Genomic DNA, 20,218 nt, shown 5'->3' with positions numbered 1-20,218 from the left:
ATCGAAAGGAACCGCACCCATGCGATTCAACGCGACACGCTTTGCCGCGACCCTGTTCGTCGCCGCATGCGCGACCGCCACGGCCGGTCGCGCGGCCGCCGTCACGCAGGACGCGCTCCACGACACCGTCACGCGCCAGGTCGCGCCGCTGATGAAGCAGTACGCGATTCCCGGCATGGCGATCGGCATCGTCGCCGACGGCAAGCCGTACGTGTTCGACTACGGCGTGATGTCGAAGCAGACCGGCAAGCCGGTGACGGGCGACACGCTGTTCGAGATCGGCTCGGTCAGCAAGACGCTGACCGCGACGCTCGCCGCGGACGCGCAGGAGCGCGGCGAACTGTCGCTCGCGGACCCCGTGGCCCAATATCTGCCCGAGCTGCAAGGCAGGCCGTTCGGCGTCGTGACGCTGCTCCAGCTCGGCACGCACACGCCCGGCGGGACGCCGCTGCAGGTGCCGGACAGCATCCGCGGCGACGCGGGCCTGATCCGCTATCTCGACGCGTGGCGGCCGGCGTATGCGCCGGGCACGCACCGCAAGTATTCGAACGTCGCGATCGGCATGCTCGGCTGGCTAACCGCGAAGGCGGCGCACGAGGACTTCGCGACGCTGATGGCGCAGCGGCTCTTTCCCGCGCTCGGGATGACGCACACGTACATCGACGTGCCCGACGCGCGCATGGCCGACTATGCGCAGGGCTACACGAAGGACGGCAAGCCGGTCCGGATGACGGAGGGCATGCTGTGGCAGCCGGCGTACGGCGTGCGGACCACGGCGGCCGACCTGTTGCGCTTCGTGCAGGCGAACATGGGGATGATCCCGACGGCGCCGCGCCTGCAGCGCGCGATCGAACGCACGCACACCGGCTATTTCCGCGCGGGGCCGCTGACGCAGGATCTGATCTGGGAACAGTATCCGTACCCGGTCGCGCTGCCGACGCTGCTCGCGGGCAACGCGCCGAAGATGCTGTTCGACGCGGTGCCGGCGAGCGCGATCCAGCCGCCGCTCGCGCCGAACCCCGCGACCTGGATCAACAAGACGGGGTCGACCGGCGGCTTCAGTACGTACGTCGCGTTCGTTCCCGCGAAGCGGATCGGAATCGTGATGCTCGCGAACGGCAACGTGCCGATCGAGGACCGCGTGAAGGCCGCATACCGGATTCTCGGCGCGCTCGGCGACGCGCGGTAACGTCGCCACGCTCGCCCGTCGGGAAATGCTTATGATGGGCGGGCAATCCGGTGCGCGGCGAGCGAGGCACCGGGCGACGGAGGACAGCCGATTGAGCATCGCATGGGACGGAATCACGGGCGCGAACGTGCTCGACGACGCGCAGCTGGCGAGCCGGCATGCGCTGGCCGACGCGGCGCGCGACGGCGCATGGACGACGCTGCTTGAACGCCTGGCGCAACAGCCGGCGCTCGTCAACGCGACGCGGCCGGGCGGCACGTCGCTTTACGCGCCGCTGCATCAGGCCGCGTATGGCGGCGCACCGCGGGAGGTCGTCGGTGAACTGCTGCGGCTCGGTGCATGGCGCACGCTGCGCGATGCGCGCCGCGAGCGCCCGGTCGATATCGCCGCGCGGCGCGGACATCGGCATCTGGTCGAGCTGTTGACGCCACAGCCGCGGCGTTTCGTGCCCGACGGCACGCTGTGCGCCATTCAACGCCATTTCCACGACATGATCGTCGGCCGCATCGCGCACCTGCGGCTCGACGCGCTACGTTTGCCCGAACTCGAACCGCTGCTCGAATACGACGCGCAGGCCGACCGCATGTGGTTCGTGGTGCCCGGCATGTATGGCGGCTTCGACTACGCGCTGCGCACGGACGGCGCCGCCGCCGTGCTCGTATCCGCGAGCTGGAGCCGCGTGGTCGGCGGCTCGGGCCAGCGGCATGAAATCACGGCCGACGGCTGCACGCTGGTCGAAGAAGGCTTCGTCTGACACGGTCGATCATCCCGCCGCGCGCGAAACTGTTTTAGTGATTCTTGCCTTCCGGCGCCGGCGCCGGCCGTCGATACTGCGACGCACGACATCTCGCCGGACGCGTGCCGCATGGCCCGTCTCGCGCCCGGAGCAACGGATGAAAGGCCTCAGGATGTTCGTGACGGGCGCGGCCGGCTACATCGGCGGATCGGTGGTCGCGCGGCTCGTCGCGGCCGGGCACGTCGTCACGGGACTGGTGCGCGACGGCGACCGGTGCGGCGTTCGGCGCGCCCTGCGCGACGGCGTTTTCGCGCACGCGCTTTTCCGCGGCAAGGATCGCGGCCGGATACTGGTTGTGATCCAGCGCCGGGGTGTAGCCGACCGCCGCGAGGCGGGCCATCTCGGCCTTCACTTCGGCGCGGGTCGGTTGATGGCCGGCTTGTTGCGCGAACGACAGCGCCGGTGCGGAAAGGATCAGGGCGGCGAGGGTGGAGGAAACGCGCGTTTTCATCATGGGTACCTGTGGGGTGGAGTCAGCCGCAATCCACGTCGACCACGTCGATGTCGTTGCGAGTGCACCCAATATAGGTATCGCGGCGGCCGGGAAAAATGGCCGCCCGGCCAAGTCATTTTTGAGCCTGAGTCATGAATCGAACGTGAATTCGCTCGGTAGCCTTGCCTGCCGGGCAGTTCGCCCGAACAGCGCGCCGGCGCCACGGATCGAAACACGCCGCCAATCGCCGCATCAGACCTCGCGGGACTCAACTATGTCGAATTCCGTCTTGGACAGACTTAACCCGCGTCCCTAGACTGAACTCGCTTTCCATCCTCCCTGGAGAAAAATCGTGAGTCTCAAAGACAAGCTGCCCGGCAACAAGATCCTCGGTTTCGGTACCGCCCCGCTCGGCAACATGTTTCGCAATATCCCCGACGCGGAAGCCGCGGCCACCGTCGAAGCCGCGTGGCAACACGGCATGCGTTATTTCGATTCGGCCCCGTTCTACGGCGCCGGTCTTGCGGAAATCCGCCTCGGCGACGCGCTGGCGAACCATCCGCGCGACGAATACGTGCTGAGCACGAAGGTCGGCCGCGTGATCCTCGACGAAATCGAGGAGGTGTCGGCGCGCGATCTCGGCGAGAAGGGCGGCCTGTTCGAGCACGGCCGGCCGAACCGCATCGTCAACGACTATTCGGCCGACGCGACGCTGCGCTCGATCGAGGACAGCCTGAAGCGCCTGCGCACCGACCGCCTCGATATCGTGTGGGTGCACGACATCGCGCAGGACTTCTACGGCGACGAATGGCTCGCGCAATTCGAAGTGGCGCGCAAGGGCGCGTTCCGCGTGCTGGGCAAGCTGCGCGAAGAAGGCGTGATCAACGCATGGGGCCTCGGCGTGAACCGCGTCGAACCGATCGAACTGGTGCTCGACCTCGCCGAACCGCAACCGGACGGCATGCTGCTGGCCGGCCGCTACACGCTGCTCGACCACGAGCGCGCGCTGCAACGCGTGATGCCGGCGGCGGCCGCGCGGAACGTCGGGATCGTCGTTGGCGGCCCGTACAGCTCGGGCGTGCTCGCGGGCGGCACGCACTTCGAATACCAGAAGGCTTCGCCGGACATCCTCGCGAAGGTCGACCGGATCAAGGCGATCGCCGCGCGTTACGACGTGCCGATCAAGGCCGCCGCGTTGCAGTTCTCGATGTCGCATCCGGCCACCGTCGCGGTGATCCCGGGCGCGAGCCGTCCGGAGCGGATCGCGGAAGACCAGGCGGCGCTGAACGTGGCGATTCCGGCCGACTTCTGGCGCGAGATGCGCGAACAAGGCCTGATCGCGGCCAATGCACCGCTGCCGGCCGATCGTTGATCCGCAAAGCTCGACGCACGCGCGACCGGCGCACAAGGCGTTGCAACGCCGCCCCGCGCTTTCGTCGAGTTATTTGCCGACTGTCGCGATGGCGTCCTCGCCGGTCAGGATCTCGCGGAAGATGCCGACCAGCGGCCGCAGGTTGACCTTGTGCCACGCCGCCCACAGCGGCGTGCGATAGCTGAACCACGGCAGCTCGCGCAGCACGACGCCTTCCGGCACCTGGTGACGCAGGCTCTGCTGGATCATCGTCACGCCGAGCCCGGCGGCGACGAGGCCGAGCGCGGCGAGCGGCTCGGTTGCTTCCACCGAAATGTCCGGCGAGAAGCCGGCCTTCGCGCAGGCCGCGACGAACGCACCGTGACGCGGCGCACTGTCCTGCTGCGTGACGCCGATCCATGCCTGCGCGGCGAGATCGCCGGCGACGAGCGTCTTTTTCTTCGCGAGCGGATGCCCGTCGGGCATCGCGAGCAGCATCGGATCGTCCAGCACCTTCGTCGATTCGAGCTCGGGATCGTCCGGCGCGGGCGGCTCGGTGACGAGCGCGATGTCGAGGCTGCGCTCGCGCAAGCCTTCGAGCTGCGCGGCCGATTGATAGTTATACAAAGCGATATGAACGGACGGGCGTTCGGCGCGCAGCGTTTTCAGCGCGCGCGGCAGCACGCCCGAGTGCGTGGCCGTTTCGAGGTAGCCGATGCACAGCCCGCCTTCGTCGCCGCGACCGAGCCGGCGCGCGAGCGATTCGAGCCGGTTCGCATGGCGCAGGAATGCGTGCGCTTCGCTGAGGAACGTGCGCCCGTCGCGCGTCAGGCGAATGCGCTGCTGGCTGCGTTCGAACAGCGTGAGGCCGAGCTTTTCCTCGAGCTGCGCGATCTGGCGGCTGAGCGGCGATTGCGAAATATGCAGACGCTCGGCGGCGCGGCCGACGTGTTCTTCTTCCGCGACCGCGATGAAGTACTGAAGCTGGCGGATGTCGAGCATGTCAGACCTTATCGGACTCAAGATAGATGGATTATGTCCAGAAAGGACTTATCCGCGCAATCTCGAGACGGCTGACGCGGCGCGGCACCCGCCGAGCGCTGCACGACGCGGCGCTCGCATGAGCGGCACGGGCGAAGCCGAACCGAACCCGTAATCGCCGTCAATTCCCGTACATGTCGAAGTCGAAGTATTTCGACTGGATCTTGTTGTACGTGCCGTCGCTGCGAATCTGCGCGATGGCGCGATTGAGTGCGTCGCGCAGGTCGACGTCGGCCTTGCGCACGCCGGCCGCGTCGCCGTTGCCCATGATCTTCGCGTCGTACACCACGCCGCCCGCGAACGAGAAGCCCTTGCCGCGCGGCGTCGCGAGGAACCCGAGCTGGCCTTGCACGGCATCCATCAGCACGCCGTCGACGCGCCCGGTGACGAGATCCGCATATGCCTGGTCGTAGCTCGGGTACGGCACGACCTCGACCTTCGCGGCCGCCCACTTCTCGCGCGCATAGGTTTCCTGGATCGTGCCCTGTTCGACCGCGATGCGCTTGCCGGCGAGCTTCGCCGCATCCGGCAGCAGCCCCGATCCGGTGCGCGCGATCAATCGCGTCTGGTTGCGATACAGGCGATCGGTGAAGTCGATCTGCTGGCGCCGTTGTTCGGTCGCGGCCATCGACGACAGGATCACGTCGAACTTGCGCGCCTGCAGCCCCGGAATCAGTCCGTCGAAACTGCTCGACACCCACACGCATTTCGCATTCAGCTTCGCGCACAGCGCGTTGCCGAGATCGATGTCGAAACCCTTCACGCTACCGTCGGTCGCGGTCGACTCGAACGGCGGGTAGGTCGGATCGACGCCGATGCGGATGGTCGTCCATTCCTTCGCCGACGCCGGCGACGCGAAGGCCATCGCGGCGGCGGAAAGGAGAATCGTGATGCGCGTCTTCATGGTCAGGCTCCGTTCGGGTGGGGAAGCGTAGGCGTGCGCGTCAGCTCGGAAACTCGCCGCGCTGAAAATCGTTCGACAGTTCGAGCGCGTCGGCCATCTCGCCGACGGTCACCGGCTTGATCGGCGCGCGGATCCGGTAGTGACCGACGTCGCCGACGCTGCGCTGCTGCACGTCGGCGATCAGTTCGCCGACCGTCGTGCCGCACCAGCGTCCCTGGCACGGGCCCATCCCGCAGCGCGTCAACGCCTTCATCTGGTTCGGCCCCTGGCAGCCGAGCGCCGCGAGCTGGCGGATCTCGCCGGCCGTGACTTCCTCGCAGCGGCAGACGATCGTGTCGTCATCGGGGCGGCGCAGCGCGGCGGGCGGCGTGTACAGCGCGTCGAGCAGCGGGCGCACCGCGAGATGGCGGCGCAACGCGTGCAGTACCGGGCGTTCGCGTGCGGCCTGCCGTTGCACGTCGAGCGCACCGAGTCGCGCGGCGACGTCGAGCGCCGACACTTCGCCGGCCAGCGCCGCCGCCCGCGCGCCGCCGATGCCGGCGCCGTCGCCCGCGATCCACACGTGCGGCACGCTGCTGCGGCCGCGCGCGTCGCACCGCGGCCGCCAGCATGCCGACGATTCGTCCCATTCGTGCGCACAGCCGAGCGAACGCGCGAGCTGCGTCGACGGAACGACACCCTGATGCAGCAGCACGAGCGACGTGTCGAGCGCTTGCACGACGCCTTGCGCGTCGCGAAAGCGGATGCGTTCGGCGCGGTCGTCGCCGTCGATGCGGATATCGGTCGCGCCGCGATAGACCGGAATGCCGGCGTCGCGCACCGCGCGCAACATGCGCCAGCCCTTGAGCAGATAGTCGGCGCCGCGCAGCGCCGGCAGCGCATGCGGGAGCGCGCGGTGCCACGCGTCGCGCGGTGTCGTGTCGACCAGCGCGCGCACGCGCCGGCCGGCATTCAGCAATTGCGCGGCGAACAACCACAGCAGCGGGCCGCTACCCGCGAGCACGGCGTCGGCCGATGGTGCGAGCCCCGACGCTTTCAGCAGCGTCTGCGCGGCGCCGACGCCCATCACGGCGGGTAAGGTCCAGCCCGGCACCGGCCACGGCCGCTCCTGCGCGCCGGTCGCGATCAGCACCGCGCGTGCGCCGATTTCGAGCGTGCCGCGCGACGGGCCGCTTTGCGTGAGCATCGCGACGGGTTCCGGCTCGAACGCGATTTGCCACACGACACTGCGCGACAGGTAATGCGCGCCGCTGGCGAGCAGGCCGTCGACGAGCGGGCGCCCTGCCGTGTAGTCGGCGCCGAGCCATTGCGCGAGCGGCGCCGGCGCGTCGGCCACGTTGCGATAGATCTGGCCGCCGGGCGCGCGGCCTTCGTCCGCGACGACGACCGACAAGCCGGCCGCACACGCGGCAGTCGCCGCCGCCATCCCGGCCGGCCCGGCGCCGACGATCAGCAGGTCGCACTGGCGGCGCGTCATGCGAGCCTCGCCTTGCCGTGCATCGTGCGCACCTGCATGCCGTCGGCGACGGGCGTCATGCAGCCTTGCACGTTCGGCACGCCGTCGATGTCGACGAGGCAGTCGAAGCACACGCCCATCATGCAGAACGGGCCGCGCGGCGCGCCGCTCACCGCGCTCGTGCGGCACGCGGCCGAACCGGCGGCGAGCATCGCGGCCGCGACGCTGTATTGCGCGGGCACGTCGTGCGGCGTGCCGTCGATATGGATGCGCACGCGTTCGAGCATCGCGGCGGCGGGAACGAGGGATTCAAACATGCCGGGCTTCCGTGGGCGCGGCGAAGCGCGCGGTGGTAAAGGCGGACAGGTCGGCCGGCGCGGCGCCGCCGGCGATCCACGGCGCGACGAGATCGGCGTGGGTCGCCGCGAGCGTCACGCCGCTGTGGCAGATCGCGATGAACGCGCCGGGGTACGTGGCCGACGCCTCGTAGACAGGCAGGCCGTCGGGCGTCATGATGCGCAGCGCACCCCATGCGCGCACGATGCGTGCGTGCGCCAGCACGGGGAATGCGGTACGGGCGCGGCGCGCGATGTCGACCATCGCCTGGCGCGTCTGCCCGTCGTCGAAGCCGACGTCTTCGGCCGAGTCGCCGAGCAACACCGACCCTTCCGATGTCTGGCGCACGACGAGCGTCGGATAGTCGAGAAACGGCGCGAGGCGCTCGGTGACCATGATCTGGCCGCGCAGCGGCGAGATCGGTGCGCGCAGGTCGACCATCGGCGCGAGCCGCGCGTTGTCGAGGCCGGCCGCGAGCACCACGCGCCCGGTTTCGAGCCGCGTGTGACGCGTGTCGATCTCGAAGCGCCCGGCGCGCGGGCGGATCTCCGTGACTTCGCTGCGCGGCAGATAGACGCCGCCGCACTGCTGGAACGCGTGCAACATCGCGCGCAATGTGTAGAGCGGATTCGCGTGACCGTCGTTCGGCGACCACAGCGCGCCGGCCAGCGATGCCGACGCCGCGGGAATGCGTCGGCGCAGCGCCGCCGGATCGAGCACCTCGTACGACAGCGCGGCGTCCTGGCGGTGCAGCGATTCGAGCAGGCCAGTTGCGCTATCGAGTTCCGCTCGCTGCTCGAACAACTCGATGCCGCCCGGGCGGTCGAACGCGCAGTCCACGCCCGTTTCGCGCTGCAACTGCGCGGCAAACGCGCGCCAGCGCGCCGACGATTCGCACGACCAGCGCGCATACGGCAGGCAGCGGCCGCCTTTGCCCTGCACCCATACGAGCCCGAAATTGCCGCGCGCCGCGCGAAACGCGATGTCGTCGCCGTCGCACACCGCGACACGCTGGCCGAGACGCGCGATGCCCCACGCGATGGCCATGCCCACGAGACCGCCGCCGGCCACGACGACGTCGAAGCGGCGCACGGTCATGCGCGGCTCCGGTGTCGCGGGTGAGGCGGTTGCGTGTTATATCCCATGGCGGCACGGCTCCTTGCTTTAAGTACGTTGCGGAACCGATGTTCGGACAGGCAAAATGGGCTGTCCAATACAGCTTGATCAACGACTCATAATCCAGTGTTATGACCACGCCCTCGCTCAGAATTCGCCAGATCGAAGCGTTTCGCGCGGTGATGCAGCGCCATACCGTCACGCGCGCGGCGCGCGATCTGCATATCTCGCAGCCGGCCGTGAGCCGGCTGATCGCCGATCTCGAGGCGCGGATCGGCTTCGTGCTGTTCGAGCGGCAGCAGGGGCGCTTCACGCCGACCGCGCAAGCGCGCGTGTTGTACGAAGAGGTCGAACGCGCGTTCGTCGGCCTCGACCGCGTCGCGCAGGCCGCCGAACAGATCCGCGCGATGCGGCGCGGCACGCTGCGCGTGGCGGGTTCGCCGGCCGTCGCGCTCGACCTGTTGCCGGAAATCGTCACGCGTTTTTCGCTCGCGCATCCGGGCGTCGACGTCACGCTGCTCGCGCACAGTGCGTCCACCGTCGTCGACAAGGTCGCGTCGGGGCAATGCGACGTCGGGCTGATCGCCGAACCCGTCCCGCATCCGGCCGTGCGCGGCGAGCGGCTCGCGGAAAGCGCGATGTGCTGCATCGTGCCGCGCGGGCATCGGCTTGCGCGCAAGCGCGTCGTGCAGCCGGCCGACCTGCGCGACGAATCGTTCATCTCGTTTCCGCCGAGTTTCGAGGCGCGCAGCGCGATCGACCGCGTATTCGTCGAAGCCGGCGTGTCGCGCGTGCTGTCGATCGAGGCGCAGTTGTCGCGGACGATCGTCGCGTTCGTCGCGAACGGCGCCGGCGTCGCGCTGATCGATCCGGTGACGGCCGCGTACGCGGGCGAGCGTGTGGTCGTCAAGCCGTTCGAGCCGGCCGTGCCCGATCACTTCTACCTGGTGACGTCCGCGTCGCAGCCGCTGTCGATGATCGGCGACGCGTTTTGCGCGGATTTGCGCGATGCGTTCGCGAGGATGCGCGCGCCCGGTTCGACACGGGCAGCTTCGCCACTGCCCGTGCCGAAGCGCGGATGAAGTGCCGCCGGTCCTATTGCGCCGCGTCGCTCGTCGTCGCGCATCGGCGCAACCTTTCGCCGCGTGGGCGGGCTGTCATGGACCGGATCGGGGGCGTATTGAAGCCGTACCTCGATTAGCGGAGGAGTGGACCGGTTCGACGTACCGGCGGAGGCGATCGCTTTGCGTCACGCAAACTTGCCGAAATCCACGGCTTCCTTGCTGAATCTGCCGGTCGCGAGCAGCGCCCGCTCGATGTCCGCGACGATGGCCCGGTTGTTCACCGGCGCGGTGACACACCAGCCCCAGATATCGTCGTCGATTTCATAGTGGCCGCGATCGTACGTCCAATAGCTGAAATAGCGGTCCTGCGACAAGGCGACGTGCGGGTCGTCGAGGCCGTCCGGATGCGGGAGCCGGACGGCATGCAGCGCATCCCGGAGAATCCCGGCGAGATCCGGAAAATCGGCCGCGCGGTGGTCGTCGAGTATTTCGACCAGCAGATCGCTACCGTGATAAACAGGCCGAACCCGGAATCGAATCAGGTGCGTCATCGCGCGTTTTTCCGTTGCGAAAGCGCAGGGCGACCCATCCCGCCGCCGGTCGATTCCCGAACGAATGCCGAAATGGCTTCCACCACCCCGCTGGCCAAAGGAAGATCCGGGTGCGAGTACGCGGCAAGGTTTTCGTCCCGCGCGTCCGTGTGAACGGTTTTGAGCACGTGATTGGCATTCGCGACGATCGTCAGCCGGGCGCGTACGCGGCGCGCACCGGTCCGCGCCCGGATGGCGGCCACCCACGCGCGAACGTCCGCCGCGTAATCGTCGATCGTGACGTCGTCCGCATCCGCGATCGCCGACGCGCTACCGTACATGCCGCGCTTGTCGATGCGAACCGACGCGATACCTTGACCGAGCAATCCTTCGGCCAGCAAACGATAGATCGATGCCTGAATGCCGTAGGGATTGTTGCCGTTCCGGTCGGTCGGGCCCGATCCCGGCACGATCAGCACCACCGGGACATCGCCCGTCGCAGGTGACAACAGCGTGCCGCGCAGCGGGCCGGCAGGCCCGGGGGCTTCGATATCGGTTTGCATCATCCGTAAAGGGCTTTCCTGATTCGTACCGCGATGAACGACGGGGGCGGCCTCAACCGGCTCCACCTTGCGCCTCGCTCACCACCCACTCCGCAAACGCCCGCACCGGCGCCGCGCTCAATTCGATCGGCTCGGGCAGCACGAGGCAGAAATTCTTCGTCACCGCTTTGCCGTCGGGCCAGGGCGCGACCAGACGCCCCTGCTCGAGCTCGGCCCCGATGTAAAGGCGCGGCACCAGCGCGACGCCGAGGCCGGCCAGCGCGGCCTCGATCAGCATCGAATGCAGATCGTATCGCGGGCCGACCGCCGAATTGGTCAGCACGATGCCGGCCTCTTCCGCGTAGACCTGCCACGCATCCGGATTCTGCCGCCGATGAAGGCGCGGCAGCACATCCAGCGACGGATTGGCGCCAGCGCCTTCGACGAGCGCCGGACTGCAGACGGGCACCAGCACCTCTTCCAGCAGCGGATGCAGATGCATGCCGGCCCAGGCCGGATGCGCGAAATGAATGGCCGCGTCGAAGCCGCTGCCGGCCAGCAGGAACGGCTCCATCCGTTCGGCGATGTGCACGGTGACGTTCGGATGGCGCGCCTGAAAGCGCTTCAGCCGCGGGATCAGCCAGCGGGTCGCGAAAGTCGGAATCGCGGCGATGTCGATGCTCGCGCCTTCGACGGGCTGCCCCATCAGATACAGGCTGTCCCGTTCCAGCCGATCCAGAATCTCGCGCACCTGTACCGCGTATCGCGTGCCGTTGGGCGCCAGCCGCACCCGGTTGCCGACGCGCTCGAACAGCGTCACGCCAAGGAACGCCTCGAGCCGGCCGATCTGCCGGCTGACCGCGCCCTCGGTGCGCGCCAGTTCGTCGGCGGCGCGGGCGAAGCTGCCGTGCCGGGCCGCGGCCTCGAAGGCCAGGAGCGCGGAATTGCTCGGGATCTTGCGTCGCATCGGGGTCTCGCCGGTCGGAGCGCGTTCGACCGTCAGCTTGATCAAATGTCACTGAAGGCTGACTTTAAGTCGATATCTACGCGGGAAACCGCAGATTAGCATTACGTCACTGCACTGAATATCCGTCAATCGACGCAGAGGACGAACCGATGATCTACACCGTGGAATGCAGCTTCGCCGACCCGGCCAGCGAAGCCGAATGGAACGATTTCTACAGCCTCGACAAGCTGCCGGCCCTCATTTCGGTGGCCGGTTTTCACACGTCGCAGCGTTTCAGGGCGATCAGCGGCGGTTGCCCCGTGTATCTGGCCGTTCACACGATCGACGGCCTCGATGTGCTGACCGGCGATGACTATCGGCAGAAGGGCGGCGGCAATTTCGCGCGGTGGCAGCAACACATCACCGACTGGCACCGCAACCTCTATGGCGATATCGGTCGTGCGCCGGCGGTCAATGCCGACGAACTGCTCGCGCTGAGTGCCCGCGGGCCCGACTCGCTGATCGAACTCGGCCTCGAGCCGCTGGCCATGCAGGCCGTCGCACTGGAGCAGTGTCCGGCGCGCCGCTGGCTCGCGGTCCTGCCGCGCAGCGATGCGCCGCTTGCCGAGAGCGTGCCGGCCGGGCTTCACCTTTACGCACCGATGACCGAACAACTGACGAAGGCCGCCCGCGATGCCTAACGTGACGTTCCATATCGATGCGGAGCGCATGCCGCCCGACGCGCGCCTCGCCGAACTGTCCGGCGACTGCATCGAACTCTGTACGGATGTCCTTCAGGCGGAACCGACGAACGTCCACGTCATTTACGTGGCGGTTCGGCACGGCTGCGGGCACCCCGTTTTCGCGGAAATCCGGTATCGCGCGGCGTCGTCTCGCCCGCCCGCGCTCATGAACGCGTTCATGGAGGCGCTGGATCACGCGATCGTTCGCCGCACGGGGCTGACGGCGCGCATCCGTTGCTTCGGTCATGCCGCGCCGGACCTTCACGCCCGAAACTAGCCACTGCGGAGAAGCACGATGTCCAACGTTACGTTTCCCGGCCGGCGTGTCGGGGATTTCACGATCACCGCGATCAGCGACGGCTACCTCACGGCGAGCCTCGATTTCCTGTCGAATATCGATGCGACCGACGCGGCCGGGATGCAGCGTGCGGCCGGGCAGCAGGAGCCGTCCGCCGTGCATATCAACTGCTACGTGGTGCGCGGCGCGGGCCGCACGATTCTCATCGATGCCGGAGCCGGCGGTATCAAGGAATGGGGCGGCCGCCTGATGGACAATTTGCGGCTCGCCGGCATCGAGCCTGCCGCGATCGACGCCGTCCTGCTCACCCACGCGCATCCTGACCACGTCGGCGGGCTGGTGAATGCGGCCGGATACGTGGCGTTCCCGAATGCGGAGCTGGTCGCGCATCGACGCGAGGTCGAATTCTGGCGCGACGACGGCAACCTGAGCCGCGCCAGCGAACGCGCCCGCGGCAATTTCCGGATCGCGCGCCGGGCGTTCGACGCTTACGGCGACGCGCTGCGGACCTTCGATGAAGGCGAGGTGCTGCCCGGAATCGCAGCCATACCGCTACCGGGGCATACCGACGGACATACCGGCTATGTCCTCGAATCCGGCGATCAGGGCCTGCTCGTGTGGGGCGACATCGTGCATTTTCCGCATATCCAGATCAAGCGGCCGGATGTGTCGATTGCATTCGATCAGGATGCGCCGCAGGCGGCGACCACGCGTTCGCGGCTGCTGGACCGGGTCAGCGCGGAAGGGCTGCTGATCGCCGGCATGCATCTGGGCGAACCGGGCTTCGCGCGCATCAGGCGAACGAACGGCGAATACGGCCTGTTTTACGAGACCGACGCGTGACCCGATGCCGGCGTTCCTGTACGTGGACGTCGAGGACACCGATTCCACCTATCGACGCACGCTCGCGGCGCAAGCGATCCCGCTGGAACCGCCTGCCGACATGCCGTACGGCGACCGGCGGGCGACGGTGAAGGGCACGTGGGGAAACGTTTGGCAGATCGCCACGCACCAGCGCGGCCTTTTCGCCCGAAGCGATTCGCTCCAGGCCCGGCGACGGCCGGCAGTCGCGCTGCTTTCGCGTCCCGCTGTCGCAATTGTCAAGATTCACGTCGCGTGCGGATAAAAGCCGCCCGTTCCCCGCGCCGTTAACCCGTACGCAGCCCCCGCGCCGCGTATTGCGTGACGGCGCGCGTCGTTCGTGTTCCGGAATTCACATCCGCCGCTGGCCATGCCCGGCCGGCTCAAGGGAACGTCATGCGAAAACAACTCACTATCCGTGGTGGCCTCGTCGCGACCATCGCCGGCTATACCGTGCTGCTCGTGCTGGTGGTCGGCGCCTGCATCGCGGCGCTTTACGTCGGCAACGGCTCGCTCGAGGCGATGTACCGCGACGATACCGCGTCGCTGCTGCATCTGAAGACCAGTTCCGAGCGGATGCTGGTGCTGCGCGAACGCATGAGCGACGTCGCGCAGATCATCAGCGCGGGCCAGCCCGCGAAAGAGGAAGTCGCGCAACTTCACACGCTGCTCAAGCAGAGCAACGACGAACTGGACGCGTACACGCGTCTGCATGCGCGCGACGCCGGCGAGCAGGCGCTGTTCGACACGCTGCAGAACCACCGTCGCGCGCTGCTCGACCGCGTGTTCCTGAAGGCGCTGTCGCAGCTCGACGGCGACGACGCGTTCAACTTCCTCGACACGCAACGCACCGCGCCGCCCGCATTGTTCGCCGCGTACCAGGCGGCGATCGACGCGCTCGAATCGTTCCAGGTCACGCGCCAGAAGGCGCGCTACGAGGCGGCCGGCGTCAATTTCCACCGGATCGTGTGGGGGATGGGGGCGGTCGCGGGGCTGGCGCTCGTCGTCGGGTTCCTGGCGCAGCGCGTGCTCGCGAAGGCGATCATCGAGCCGATCAATCTCGCGGTCGACCAGTTCGAGAAAATCTCGAAAGGCGACCTGACCGGCGCGGTCGTCGTTCCCGGCGAGAACGAGATGGCGTATCTGCTGAATGCGCTGAAGCGGATGCAGGACGGCCTCGTCGAAACCGTGAGCCAGGTGCGCGCGAGCACCGAGACGATCGTCGGCGACGTGCGCACGATCGCGAGCGGCAACGTCGACCTGTCGGCACGCACCGAGCAGCAGGCCGTGTCGTTGCAGCAGGCGGCCGCGAGCGTCGAGCAACTGACGGCGGCCGTGCGCCAGAACGCGGACAACGCGCGCGATGCGCGCACGTACGTCGAGGGCGCGGCCGGCATCGCGTCGCGCGGCGGCGAAGCGATGCAGCGCGTCGTCGAGACGATGTCGGAAATTTCGACCAGCTCCACGCGCATCTCCGGCATCGTCGGCGTGATCGAGAGCATCGCGTTTCAGACCAACATCCTCGCGTTGAACGCCGCCGTCGAAGCCGCGCGCGCGGGCGAGCAGGGGCGCGGGTTCGCGGTCGTCGCGACCGAGGTGCGCGGGCTCGCGCAGCGCTGTGCCGCGGCGGCGAAGGAAATTCGCGAGCTGATCGGCCATTCCGCGCGACGCGTGGAAGACGGCAGCGGGCTCGTCGCGCGGGCCGGCTCGGCAATGACCGAGCTCGTCGCGGCGGTCGAGCGCGTCAACGCGATCATGGGCGAAACCAGCCAGGCATTCGACGAACAGTCGTCGGGCATCGAGCAGGTGAATGCCGCGGTGATCCAGATGGAGCAGACGATGCAGCGCAATGCCGCGCTGGTCGAGGAGGCGGCGGCCGCGGCGCTGTCGCTCGACGAACAGGGCGCGCGGCTGAGCGCGGCGGTCGCGCAGTTCAGGCTGCACGAAGCGGCGCACGCGTGACGTGCGCGCTTATTGCGGTGCGTCCGGCAACGTGTAGTCGAAGCGGTATGCGTGCTGGCCGTGGTCGAGATCGATGCGCATCGTGCCGGAGAGGCCGACCAATTCGTCCGTGCCGGAATCGGGCACGACCGTGATCGACTGCGTCGGCTGCCCGCGCGTCATGGTGGAGCTGTGCTGCAGCACGAAGCTGCCTTTGCGTCCGCCGAGCACGCCTTTGACGGTTTCCATCGCGACGTAGCCGGCCGAACCCTGGACGCTGCTGCGAAACGCGAGCATTTCTCCCTGGCTGACGGCTTCGAGGTCGCCGTGAAAATGCTTGTCCAGCGACATGCGGCCGAGCCCGCTGCTTTCCGCAACGTGACTCAGCGGTTGCGGATTCAGCTTCACCTCGAATGGACCGCTGGCCTGCAGTTTCATGGTTGTTCTCCTCGTCGAATGGGCAACCGGCACTATAAGCCAACGCTGTCGGCGGCAAGCCGATCGCATATACGCGACATGATCGTCCTGTTCGATTCGCGGCGTTGCCCGCCCGCCGTGCCGCCGCACTCCGACAGGTTCCTCTACTCGTCGCCTTGACCTTGAAGTTGACTTGAAGCTTAGAGTGCTCGCCGACGACAGCGAATCGGCAGGCTTCGTATCTCGCCTGCCGCTGCTCGACCATCGACGGGAGACAACGAACATGGACAGGCGTTTTACACAGGTCGAATTCGGGCCGCATACGGTCGACGTGCCAGAGGGCGGGTACTACGACCGATTCCGGATGAATCCGGACCTGGACGCGGTGGCGCGCGATCCCGCCGCGGGGAACATCGATTTTTTCCGGCGGATTCCGAAGCGTCAGGTGATGTCGCGAGGGGGGCCGACCTGGGCGCCGAACTTCTACTATCGTTCCAGCAGCATTCAACTGCTGTTTCTTGCGCCGCTCGAACGCCTGCGCACCATGCTGCCGGTTCCGCTCGAACCGCTGCGGGCATTGCCCGGATACGGGCTCGTCGCATTGACGTTCTTTTCGTACGCGGTGTGCGACAACGATCCGTATGACGAAGTATCGGTCGCGGTGGTGATCCGCCGGCCCGGCGCGAAAGGCTCGCACGCGCTCGAGCTGATCGACTCGATGCGGCGTCGAAGTTTCTTCGCGCACGTGCTGGCGCTGCCGGTCACGACGGAAATCGCGCGGGTGCGCGGCGTGCACGGCTACCAACTGCCCAAGTGGCTTGCTGATATCGACGTGAACATCGGCGCCACGGCGCGCGCGGGTATCGCCGGCCCGGGCGGGCGGCCGGATCTGAGCCTGAGCGTGCCGCTGCCCGCGCTGACCAGCGTGCCGTCGCAATCGCACATGGGCACGACGACGATGGTCAACCGCATCGACGGCGCGTGGCATCAGGCGTCGGTGCAGACCAACATGCTGTCGTTCGCGCAGCGCCTGTTGCCGCGCAACGTCGAGCTCGTGCGGCACGGTGGGCCGCTCAGCCAGTTGCTCGACGGGCTCGGCGCATCCACAATCATGCGTCTCGACGTGGTCAAGGATGCGCAACTGGTGCTGAATCTGCCCACGCCCTTGACGGCCTTCGATGAACCCGGAAAGCCACGCTAACGATACGGATGCGTGCGACGTGCGCGCACCGAAGGAGTCGTCCATGCCCCAACCGACCTACGATCTCGTCGTATTCGGCGCCACCAGTTTCGTCGGGCAGATCCTGGCCCGCTATCTGTCCGATTATCTGGCGGACGCCGGTGCGGACGAGTCGCTGCGCTGGGCGATCGCAGGCCGATCCGACGCGAAGCTCAGGCAGGTCAGGGATGCGCTCGGCGCGGCCGGGCAGCAGGTGCCGATCATCGTCGCCGACGCGGCCGACGAAACGCAGCTTCGGGCGCTGTGCGCGCAAACGCGGGTGGTCGTATCCACCGTCGGCCCTTACGCGCTATACGGCGAGCCGCTGGTCCGCGTCTGCGCGCAGACCGGCACCGACTACTGCGATCTCACCGGCGAGACGCAATGGATCAAACGGATGATCGACAAGTACGAGCCCGCGGCCCGGCAATCGGACGCGCGCCTCGTGCATTGCTGCGGCTTCGATTCGGTGCCGTCGGACATGGGCGTTTTCTTCCTGCAGCAACAGGCGCGGCAGCAGTGGGGCGTGCCGGCCGCTCGCGTGAAGATGCGCGTGAAAACGCTGAAGGGCGGTGCGTCGGGCGGCACCGTGGCCAGCGTGATCAACGTGGTGCGCGAAGCGGCGGCCGATCCCGCATTGCGCAGGGAACTGCTCGATCCTTATTCGTTGTGCCCGCAACGGCATGGCTTCACGGTGCGGCAGCATGCGGTTCGATCGGCCGAATTCGATCGCGACTGTGAAGCGTGGATCGCGCCGTTCGTGATGGCGGCGATCAACGAGCGCGTCGTGCACCGCTCCAATGCGCTGGCGGGCAACGCGTACGGCAGCCGCTTTACCTATGACGAAGCCGTGATGACCGGCGCGGGCCTGAAGGGGCGCTTGGCCGCGCTGACGATGGTGGCGGGCCTCGGTGCGTTCATGATGGGTGTCCTCATCGCGCCGGTGCGCGGCCTGATGGAGCGCTTCCTGCTGCCGAAGCCCGGCGAAGGCCCGAGCGTCGAGGCCCAGCAGGCTGGCCGCTACGATTTGCGCTTCTTCGGCCGCGCCGACGACGGCCGAACCTTGCGTGTGAAAGTCACCGGCGATCGCGATCCGGGCTATGGCTCCACCGGCAAGATGCTCGGCCAGGCCGCGATCGGTCTCGCGATCGATTGCAGTCGCGACGGCGTGAAGACCGGGCGCGGCGGCGGGTTCTGGACGCCCGCGACGATGTTCGACGAACGCTACATCGAACGCCTGATTCGCCATGCCGGGTTGCGCTTCGAGGTGGTTTGAACGTCGTCCCCGCCGGCGATTCGAGTCCGGCGAAGTGCCATGCTTGCGCCGGCAATACGCACGCGGGCGCTACCGCTACATCCGACTGCGTTTGCCCGCGCCCGTGCGGGCAGCCGTCTCGTCCAGAATCGTCGCGGCGAATTCGACGGCGGCCGGCATTCGCGCGTCGTGCATCATCACGAACTCCATCTCCGGCAGTTCGGGCAAACCTTCGGGCGACCCCAATTCGCGAAGCGTGTCGTCGATCACGCTGCGCGGCACCGGCGCGATCGCGATGCCGGCTCGTGCGAAGGCGCGGATGCCGGTCACGCTGGGGCTTTCGCACGCGATCCGGTAGCGCATGCCGGCCCGCGCGAGCGCCGCGATGGCGGCGCCCCGGTATGGGCACGGATCGGGGAAACACGCGAGCGGCACGTCGCCTTCCGGAAGCGGCTCGTGGCGCGCGAACGCCCAGGCGAGCGGCTCTTGCCACAACGTCGCGCCGTGGCCCGTGTGTGAGCATCGGCTGCCGATCACGACATCGAATTCGCCGTTGGCGTGCCGGCGAAACAGGCTGTCGCCGATGTCGACGACCAGATCCAGCCGCAGCCCGCGCCGCGCGGCGCCATGGCGGCGCATCAGGTCCGGCAGCCAGCCGCCTGCAAAGTCCTCCGACACGCCGATCCGCAGCTTGACGTCGGTGGCGTCACCCGTTCCCAGCCTGGCGCGCGCTTCCTCGCTCAGATTGAGCATCGCGCGTGCGTAGCCGAGCAGCGTCTCGCCATGCCCGGTGAGCGTGACGCTACGCGTGTTGCGCACGAGCAGTGCGTGGCGGACCTGTTCCTCGAGACGCAGGATCTGCGCGCTGACCGCGGACTGGCTGAGGTTCAGCCGACGCCCGGCGCCGGTGAAGCTGCGCACGTCGGCAACCGCAACGAAGGTATGAAGCAGCGCCGTGTCGAGGGGAGTATTCATCCATCACCAATTCAGGTTAATTCGATCAATTAATATCGTTTCCGGATTATAGGCCGATCCGATAGGCTTGGAAGCGAAGTGGGCGAGCGCGCATCCCGCGCGCCGTCGTCACTCTTGGCAAGGACTGGCGCGATGACACGCGTGCTCTATATCGAAGGCTCACCCAACAAGGGCTATTCGGCGTCGATCGAGGTGTGCAATGCATTTCTCGACGCGTACCGGCAGGCTCATCCCGATCACGAGATCCGGAAGATCGATATCTGGGATCTGCCGATGCCCGAATTCGACGCCGCGGCGCTGGCCGCGAAATATGCCGGACTGAACGGCACGGCATTGACGCCGGCGCAGGCGGCGGCGTGGCAGCAGATCGAGCGGCTCGCGGCGCCGTTCCACGAAGCCGACAAATTCCTGTTCGGCGTGCCGCTGTGGAATTTCAGCATTCCGTACAAGCTCAAGCACCTGATCGACGTGATTTCGCAGAAGGACGTGTTGTTCACGTTCGACGGAACGGGTTTCACCGGCAAGCTGGCCGGGAAAAAGGCGGCGGTGGTCTACGCACGCGGGCTCGCCTATCAGTCGCCGGGGTCGTTTACGCCGGCCGCCGAATTCGATCTGCAGCGCCCTTACATGGAAACGTGGCTCAAGTTCGTGGGCGTGACGGACATCACGGGGATCGTCGTCGAGCGCACGTTGTTCGGCCCGGACGGGAAGGCCGACCGGAGCCGGGCGCTCGACGAAGCACGGGCGATCGCACCGACGTTCTGACGTTGCCGGCGCCGGCGTCCGGCGCCGCCGCGCATCCGGC

Annotated in this window: 22 protein-coding genes and 3 pseudogenes; 14 read left to right on the top strand and 11 right to left on the bottom strand. The window is 67.7% G+C overall.

Annotation, left to right across the window (positions count from 1 at the left end):
• Positions 1-19: 19 nt before the first annotated feature.
• The 3 genes and pseudogenes from ampC to QZM72_RS03300 all read left to right on the top strand — a co-directional run.
• Entirely contained in the window at positions 20-1,189 is a 1,170-nt protein-coding gene (gene ampC, locus QZM72_RS03310; protein ID WP_301737151.1) for a class C beta-lactamase, read from the top strand.
• Between the two features lie 91 nt (positions 1,190-1,280).
• Positions 1,281-1,943, top strand: a complete 663-nt coding sequence (locus tag QZM72_RS03305) for an ankyrin repeat domain-containing protein (protein ID WP_301737150.1) — start codon at positions 1,281-1,283, stop codon at positions 1,941-1,943.
• Positions 1,944-2,082: 139 nt separating this feature from the next.
• A pseudogene (locus QZM72_RS03300) lies at positions 2,083-2,193 on the top strand (NmrA family NAD(P)-binding protein); the annotation flags it as partial.
• A gap of 9 nt (positions 2,194-2,202) precedes the next feature.
• Here QZM72_RS03300 and QZM72_RS03295 read toward each other — a convergent pair.
• A pseudogene (locus QZM72_RS03295) lies at positions 2,203-2,439 on the bottom strand (DUF4148 domain-containing protein); the annotation flags it as partial.
• Between the two features lie 331 nt (positions 2,440-2,770).
• On the opposite strand from QZM72_RS03295, the gene QZM72_RS03290 reads away from it, so the two are divergent.
• On the top strand, positions 2,771-3,790 hold the full coding sequence (locus tag QZM72_RS03290; protein ID WP_301737149.1) for an aldo/keto reductase: 1,020 nt from the start codon (positions 2,771-2,773) through the stop codon (positions 3,788-3,790).
• 69 nt (positions 3,791-3,859) lie between these two features.
• Here the strand turns inward: QZM72_RS03290 and QZM72_RS03285 are convergent, their stop codons facing one another.
• The 5 genes from QZM72_RS03285 to QZM72_RS03265 form a co-directional block, all read right to left on the bottom strand.
• Entirely contained in the window at positions 3,860-4,771 is a 912-nt protein-coding gene (locus tag QZM72_RS03285; RefSeq protein ID WP_301737148.1) for a LysR family transcriptional regulator, read from the bottom strand.
• Positions 4,772-4,931: 160 nt separating this feature from the next.
• A complete protein-coding gene (locus QZM72_RS03280; protein WP_089471573.1) occupies positions 4,932-5,714 on the bottom strand; it encodes an ABC transporter substrate-binding protein in 783 nt (260 codons plus the stop codon).
• A 40-nt stretch (positions 5,715-5,754) separates the two neighbouring features.
• The gene (locus QZM72_RS03275; RefSeq protein ID WP_301737147.1) at positions 5,755-7,191 is read right to left on the bottom strand and encodes an NAD(P)/FAD-dependent oxidoreductase; all 1,437 of its coding nucleotides are present in this window, start codon (positions 7,189-7,191) and stop codon (positions 5,755-5,757) included.
• Positions 7,188-7,487 (bottom strand): (2Fe-2S)-binding protein, encoded by a 300-nt coding sequence (locus QZM72_RS03270; RefSeq protein WP_301737146.1) that lies wholly within the window; start codon positions 7,485-7,487, stop codon positions 7,188-7,190. Before QZM72_RS03270 ends, QZM72_RS03275 begins: the two co-directional genes overlap by 4 nt.
• Positions 7,480-8,604, bottom strand: a complete 1,125-nt coding sequence (locus QZM72_RS03265) for an FAD-binding oxidoreductase (RefSeq protein ID WP_089471570.1) — start codon at positions 8,602-8,604, stop codon at positions 7,480-7,482. The genes QZM72_RS03270 and QZM72_RS03265 overlap by 8 nt, the downstream gene beginning before the upstream one ends.
• A 149-nt stretch (positions 8,605-8,753) precedes the next feature.
• On the opposite strand from QZM72_RS03265, the gene QZM72_RS03260 reads away from it, so the two are divergent.
• Entirely contained in the window at positions 8,754-9,704 is a 951-nt protein-coding gene (locus QZM72_RS03260) for a LysR substrate-binding domain-containing protein (RefSeq protein WP_301737145.1), read from the top strand.
• 20 nt (positions 9,705-9,724) lie between these two features.
• Positions 9,725-9,823 (top strand): annotated as a pseudogene (locus QZM72_RS35565) (LysR family transcriptional regulator); the annotation flags it as partial.
• A 48-nt stretch (positions 9,824-9,871) separates the two neighbouring features.
• Here the strand turns inward: QZM72_RS35565 and QZM72_RS03255 are convergent.
• Genes QZM72_RS03255 through QZM72_RS03245 form a run of 3 tightly spaced genes read right to left on the bottom strand, consistent with a single transcriptional unit; the run spans position 9,872 to position 11,725 of the window.
• On the bottom strand, positions 9,872-10,237 hold the full coding sequence (locus QZM72_RS03255; RefSeq protein WP_089471568.1) for a hypothetical protein: 366 nt from the start codon (positions 10,235-10,237) through the stop codon (positions 9,872-9,874).
• Positions 10,234-10,782, bottom strand: a complete 549-nt coding sequence (locus QZM72_RS03250) for an alpha/beta hydrolase (protein WP_301737144.1) — start codon at positions 10,780-10,782, stop codon at positions 10,234-10,236. Before QZM72_RS03250 ends, QZM72_RS03255 begins: the two co-directional genes overlap by 4 nt.
• 49 nt (positions 10,783-10,831) lie before the next feature.
• Positions 10,832-11,725 (bottom strand): LysR substrate-binding domain-containing protein, encoded by an 894-nt coding sequence (locus tag QZM72_RS03245; RefSeq protein WP_301737241.1) that lies wholly within the window; start codon positions 11,723-11,725, stop codon positions 10,832-10,834.
• Between the two features lie 149 nt (positions 11,726-11,874).
• Here QZM72_RS03245 and QZM72_RS03240 point away from each other — a divergent pair, with 149 nt between their 5' ends.
• The 5 genes from QZM72_RS03240 (at position 11,875) to QZM72_RS03220 (ending at position 15,568) form a co-directional block, all read left to right on the top strand.
• On the top strand, positions 11,875-12,405 hold the full coding sequence (locus tag QZM72_RS03240) for a sugar ABC transporter (protein ID WP_301737143.1): 531 nt from the start codon (positions 11,875-11,877) through the stop codon (positions 12,403-12,405).
• Positions 12,398-12,724: a hypothetical protein gene (locus tag QZM72_RS03235; protein WP_301737142.1), complete on the top strand. Its 327-nt coding sequence runs from the start codon at positions 12,398-12,400 to the stop codon at positions 12,722-12,724. The genes QZM72_RS03240 and QZM72_RS03235 overlap by 8 nt, the downstream gene beginning before the upstream one ends.
• Positions 12,725-12,742: 18 nt before the next feature.
• Positions 12,743-13,588: an MBL fold metallo-hydrolase gene (locus QZM72_RS03230; RefSeq protein ID WP_301737141.1), complete on the top strand. Its 846-nt coding sequence runs from the start codon at positions 12,743-12,745 to the stop codon at positions 13,586-13,588.
• Between the two features lie 4 nt (positions 13,589-13,592).
• Complete coding sequence (locus QZM72_RS03225) at positions 13,593-13,871, top strand: glyoxalase (RefSeq protein WP_301737140.1); 279 nt, start codon at positions 13,593-13,595, stop codon at positions 13,869-13,871.
• A gap of 131 nt (positions 13,872-14,002) precedes the next feature.
• Entirely contained in the window at positions 14,003-15,568 is a 1,566-nt protein-coding gene (locus tag QZM72_RS03220; RefSeq protein WP_301737139.1) for a methyl-accepting chemotaxis protein, read from the top strand.
• A 9-nt stretch (positions 15,569-15,577) separates the two neighbouring features.
• Here QZM72_RS03220 and QZM72_RS03215 read toward each other — a convergent pair whose 3' ends face one another.
• Positions 15,578-15,985 carry a DUF3224 domain-containing protein gene (locus QZM72_RS03215; protein ID WP_301737138.1) on the bottom strand — a complete coding sequence of 136 codons (408 nt, stop codon included), beginning with the start codon at positions 15,983-15,985 and terminating at the stop codon, positions 15,578-15,580.
• A gap of 262 nt (positions 15,986-16,247) precedes the next feature.
• Here QZM72_RS03215 and QZM72_RS03210 point away from each other — a divergent pair, with 262 nt between their 5' ends.
• Both QZM72_RS03210 and QZM72_RS03205 read left to right on the top strand, forming a co-directional pair.
• A complete protein-coding gene (locus QZM72_RS03210; RefSeq protein WP_301737137.1) occupies positions 16,248-17,165 on the top strand; it encodes an acetoacetate decarboxylase family protein in 918 nt (305 codons plus the stop codon).
• 43 nt (positions 17,166-17,208) lie between these two features.
• Positions 17,209-18,459 carry a trans-acting enoyl reductase family protein gene (locus tag QZM72_RS03205; RefSeq protein WP_301737136.1) on the top strand — a complete coding sequence of 417 codons (1,251 nt, stop codon included), beginning with the start codon at positions 17,209-17,211 and terminating at the stop codon, positions 18,457-18,459.
• Positions 18,460-18,534: 75 nt separating this feature from the next.
• On the opposite strand, the gene QZM72_RS03200 is transcribed toward QZM72_RS03205, so the two are convergent.
• Positions 18,535-19,413, bottom strand: a complete 879-nt coding sequence (locus tag QZM72_RS03200) for a LysR substrate-binding domain-containing protein (protein ID WP_301737135.1) — start codon at positions 19,411-19,413, stop codon at positions 18,535-18,537.
• A gap of 132 nt (positions 19,414-19,545) precedes the next feature.
• On the opposite strand from QZM72_RS03200, the gene QZM72_RS03195 reads away from it, so the two are divergent.
• Positions 19,546-20,178, top strand: coding sequence for an FMN-dependent NADH-azoreductase (locus QZM72_RS03195; RefSeq protein WP_301737134.1), 633 nt, complete (start codon positions 19,546-19,548; stop codon positions 20,176-20,178).
• The last annotated feature ends 40 nt before the right edge of the window (positions 20,179-20,218 follow it).

Origin of the sequence: Burkholderia sp. AU45388 (assembly GCF_030481585.1) — a bacterium.
Classification (GTDB): Bacteria; Pseudomonadota; Gammaproteobacteria; order Burkholderiales; family Burkholderiaceae; genus Burkholderia; species Burkholderia sola.
Note: the sequence above shows the minus strand (reverse complement) of the source record. Positions and strands in the feature narration are given on the sequence as shown.